The 241-nt window shown below is 60.6% G+C and carries 1 protein-coding gene; it reads left to right on the top strand.

Annotated features, from left to right (window positions below; genetic code table 11):
- Nucleotides 1-241, top strand: a 241-nt coding sequence (locus DW58_RS19715; protein WP_035894972.1) for a hypothetical protein, incomplete at both ends; no start/stop codon positions are given.

Here is a 241-nt window from a genome sequence, read left to right as displayed (position 1 = left end):
CGTCACCACCGATGCCAGTGGTCTCGCCACCGTCAGCCTCACCGACACCACGGCAGAAACGGTCGCGGTCATCGCCAGCGCGGGCGGTAAATCCGGCAACGCATCCGCAACCTTTACGTCTGTTTCGCTCAAAGCGGTGAGTGTTTCGCTGAGTTCGGTCGGAAGAGGAAATGCGGCAGATCCGGGCATTACGACCGCGCTGGTAAAAGACATTAATGGCAATCCGGTGGCCGGAGCGACC

It is taken from the genome of Siccibacter turicensis LMG 23730, from assembly GCF_000463155.2.
GTDB lineage: Bacteria > Pseudomonadota > Gammaproteobacteria > Enterobacterales > Enterobacteriaceae > Siccibacter > Siccibacter turicensis.
The sequence above is the reverse complement of the archived record's forward strand: the minus strand, read 5'-3'. Positions and strand labels throughout refer to the sequence as shown.